5 protein-coding genes and 1 pseudogene are annotated in these 3,578 nt (G+C 44.5%); 3 read left to right on the forward strand and 3 right to left on the reverse strand.

Annotation, left to right across the window (positions count from 1 at the left end; all coding sequences use genetic code 11):
- Positions 1 to 206: pseudogene (locus IM509_RS05835) on the forward strand (hypothetical protein); the annotation flags it as partial.
- Between the two features lie 210 nt (positions 207 to 416).
- Positions 417 to 644, forward strand: coding sequence for a DNA-directed RNA polymerase subunit omega (locus tag IM509_RS05840; protein WP_002761217.1), 228 nt, complete (start codon positions 417 to 419; stop codon positions 642 to 644).
- A gap of 29 nt (positions 645 to 673) precedes the next feature.
- Here the strand turns inward: IM509_RS05840 and IM509_RS05845 are convergent, their stop codons facing one another.
- Both IM509_RS05845 and IM509_RS05850 read right to left on the reverse strand, forming a co-directional pair.
- On the reverse strand, positions 674 to 1,507 hold the full coding sequence (locus tag IM509_RS05845) for a Uma2 family endonuclease (RefSeq protein ID WP_052278521.1): 834 nt from the start codon (positions 1,505 to 1,507) through the stop codon (positions 674 to 676).
- A gap of 23 nt (positions 1,508 to 1,530) precedes the next feature.
- Positions 1,531 to 2,241, reverse strand: coding sequence for a hypothetical protein (locus IM509_RS05850; protein WP_052277542.1), 711 nt, complete (start codon positions 2,239 to 2,241; stop codon positions 1,531 to 1,533).
- Positions 2,242 to 2,433: 192 nt separating this feature from the next.
- Here IM509_RS05850 and IM509_RS05855 point away from each other — a divergent pair, with 192 nt between their 5' ends.
- Positions 2,434 to 3,222, forward strand: a complete 789-nt coding sequence (locus IM509_RS05855) for a PEP-CTERM sorting domain-containing protein (protein WP_002790181.1) — start codon at positions 2,434 to 2,436, stop codon at positions 3,220 to 3,222.
- A gap of 248 nt (positions 3,223 to 3,470) precedes the next feature.
- Here IM509_RS05855 and IM509_RS05860 read toward each other — a convergent pair.
- Positions 3,471 to 3,578, reverse strand: a 108-nt coding sequence (locus IM509_RS05860) for a transposase (protein ID WP_271946654.1), incomplete at its 5' end; no start/stop codon positions are given.

A 3,578-nucleotide genomic window follows, 5' to 3' on the forward strand; every position in this document is an offset into this window, starting at 1 on the left:
GTAGAGCAGTAGGAGAGGCGACTCTCTTACTGACTTTAATTATCAAGGTCGCCGGTGGGCAATCGGAGACCTTAAAAAACGGACGGGTCGGACAGCATAAGACTTCTGTTAAAGAAGCAGCGTCCTGTGAAGCGTCAACCCAGCCGAAGATCATTCAATTAAGCTTGTTTGATCTGCCGGTCATCACCGTCCGGCCCTGGCGGTGAGGATGTCAACTCTTTATTTGTATATTTTTAAACTTGTATAAAATTGATTTAAGTTTTGTAAAAAGTACTTGACAAAATCCGATCGAGATCAAGGATAACCCTATCCTTAGGGTGGACAAAATGTGGTAAGGTGGATTGAGTAATAAAACTGATCACTAACCTATTATCAGTGACAAGTGCCAAATTCGCCAGAGAAGGCTAAATATAACTATGTCCAAACGGTTTAAATTCGACTCCTCCGAGATGATTTATCTCACCGATAAACTGATGAATGCGGCCAGCAATCGTTACTCGATCGTCGTGCAAGTCGCTAGACGGGCCAAACGCGTCCGCTACGATACCGTAGAAAATATCGACGACCCGATGATTAAACCCGTCCAACGGGCCCTGATGGAAATGACTGACGAATTAACCGAACCGGAATTATTACGCGATTAATCCCCTAAAATTGCCGAGGAAACCCACCCCTACATTTCATCGGGGTTGATACCCAGTGATCTTAGTCTTTCCGCTAGTCGTTGGGCTTTTTGTTCCGCTTGCTGTTTGGCGAAACGTTCTTGCTCGGCGATCGCTTCGGCTGCCTGTTTAGCCAAACGTTCTTGTTGGGCATTCAAACGTTCTTGTTGGGCATTCAAACGTTCTTGAGCGGCGATGGCCGCCGCTGCCCTTGCCCTTTCCTCTGCGGTTAAATAGCGATTTCCCGATTGATCATACCAATAAAGCCATTCTCGCACCCAAGCGATATGTTCTCCCTGCTCATATCCCAAGGCTAACCCGATTTCTGGCAACCATACCCGATTATTTTCAGGCTCTAAAAGCTCGTATTTCCCCGCTATAAGCTTATAAACCTCTAATCTCTCTCTATTTTTAAACCTTCCCCTTCTACCGCTCAAGGGATTGTAAATGGCGTAATAGAGAATGCCTAGGGTTTGATAATCCGCTAACTTTCCCTCATATTCCCCATTATATTTCTCAGAAATCACTTCCAGGGCCAATATCGGCATAATATAAGCTTCTTCCCAGAGAACATAGCTTAATCTTCCCCTTTCGCCGGTATCGTGTTTGACTCCAATGGCTAAAAATCCATCGGGTATGATCGCCGGTTCGTCGGGATTGTAATAAACTCCCATATCGACACCAAAATACCAATCATCCCGCCCCATCCAAATAAATGCTAATAAACTAAGTAATAGATTGGGAATGTCGTTCTGTAACTGGTTATCCACGGGTGTTTCGTCAGAACAGGGTAATTCTTCAGCAGTGGGAAGAAGGCGATTTTTATTGTAGGAAAGGTTAACCATAGCGATTGTTTTGACTAGGGAAATTACCAAGTATTCGGTTGAAAGTCGGCATCATTAATAATAGCCACCGTATCTCCGGAGGGTTTAATCACAAATAGACCTTTTTTATAAGCATAGCGATCGATTCCCTCGTTGATTTCAATTCCTGCCACTGCACCGTAGGCTCGATAGTTTTGATAATGGGGAAAAGCGATTTTAAAACGAGTCAATTTTTCAATAAATTCATCTACATCATCTTGAGATAATCTCGATTTACATTCCACCACCACAAGATCGGTATCATCCACCCCTAGGATATCAATTTCCATGGCGATACCTTGACGCTTGACTCTGGCACGGGGATAAACTTCCTTAATATCAATGCCTTTTTCCTGAAAAAGCCGTAAAACCGCCGGTTCTACCAATTCTTCCACAAATCGACCCCAGCGAGTGGTGAGACTATCTACCGCTTTGCTGGTTCGTTCAACCGTCCGTTTCAGTTCTGCCATGGAGCGATCGCTTTCTAGTTTAGATTCGGCCAGGAGGCTCTCTATTTCGACTCTATGGCGATCATATTCCGCCTTGGATTCGGCAACCAGGCGATCATATTCCGCCTTGGATTCGGCAACCAGGCGATCATATTCCGCCTTGGATTGGGCAGCCCGGCGATTATATTCCTCAGCCCGGCGATCATATTCCTCGGCGGAAGTGCGGAATAGCTGGTAAATATCCGCAAGAGTTACCGGTTCACTCATAGACTTGCCTCTAAAATACCCCTGATCATTTTAGCGATTCCGTCGAAAAGCTGGACAAGAGCCAGAGAGCAAAACGGCAAGAAATATTAAGAATTATTTAAAAGACTTGACAAATGTGCGGGGGGGGGTAAGGTTTCCTTATGAATTTTTGATTTTGTTCCAAAACTTACATAATCCTTACAACAATTTTACGTGAAACTACCCATTATCGGCATCCTATCAGGAGTTGCCCTTGCGACTCTAGGCATCTCTGGCATTGCAGAAGCTTTTCAACTGATTCCTTCTGGTCTTAGTCCTGGTAATCAGTATCGCTTGGTATTTGTTACGGATGGCACGATTCAAGCAACAAGCACTGACATAAATACCTACAATACCTTTGTTGACAATGAGGCGCACACCTCAACAATATTAAATGACGCTTTTACGAATGTAGGAATCGACCCTGCTAGTATTACTTGGAAGGTGATCGGTTCGACAGCTAGTGTGAATGCGATCGACAATACCTCAACCAATACAGTTGACACGAGTGTCCCTATCTATGGTCTAGATGGCAAACTGATCGCCTTCGGTAACTCCGACCTGTGGGATGGCGATATCTGTCCCCATATACCGGCGGCTGGCATCATTTGTCATGATGGTGGTATTTCGATGTCGCAATCTGGTCATTATTTATTCGGTGATGTGTGGACGGGGACTTTATCTTCGGGAGTTGCTTGGTCGGAACCTAATTTAGGTCCACTTGGGTCGGTACCAGTAACTATCGGATCGAGCTATGGAACGAACGTAACTTGGATTCGTTATGGGAGCGATTTTGGTCCAGGGTTTAACGGTCCGGTAGCATTCCGCCCTTTGTACGGAATCTCTTCGGTGCTGACGGTTCCCACCCCGACTGCGACCACTCCAGAACCTTCTAGCCTTCTCGGTTTTATCACCTTGGGCGGATTAATGCTAGGGGGTACCGTCCGCAAAGCGCGGAAGTAATACCTACAAGGGAGAGGAGGCGAGGGTTTCCTCTCTCGAAGCGGAGGTTTTCGATACTTTAAGTAGTCATGCAAAATTAATTACCTGCCCGATCGAGCTAAAACCCTTACGGGGCAATGATCGTCATGTGTAAATAATTTTGCCTAGGTACTTATTTGGTATCATCAAGTAAGAGAAGCTTGATTTATGTTGGTACAGAAATGATGAATCAAAAAATGGCTCTTCTGGTTTTCGTGTGTTAATTTTTGTTATGAATTAAAGCAAGCAAACAGCTTAAGTCGAAGATGTTCAAAATTGGTAAATCCATAACTCATTCTTTTAATAAGCTTTATTTTGGTATTCATTCCCTCAATTAA

This window comes from Microcystis sp. M31BS1, from assembly GCF_020245285.1.
GTDB lineage: Bacteria > Cyanobacteriota > Cyanobacteriia > Cyanobacteriales > Microcystaceae > Microcystis > Microcystis panniformis.

Coding starts and splice junctions, on each gene's coding strand:
- IM509_RS05840 (WP_002761217.1), top strand. CDS start 417: ATGTCCAAACGGTTTAAATTCGACTCCTCCGAGATGATTTATCTCACC.
- IM509_RS05850 (WP_052277542.1), bottom strand. CDS start 2,241: ATGAGTGAACCGGTAACTCTTGCGGATATTTACCAGCTATTCCGCACT.
- IM509_RS05845 (WP_052278521.1), bottom strand. CDS start 1,507: ATGGTTAACCTTTCCTACAATAAAAATCGCCTTCTTCCCACTGCTGAA.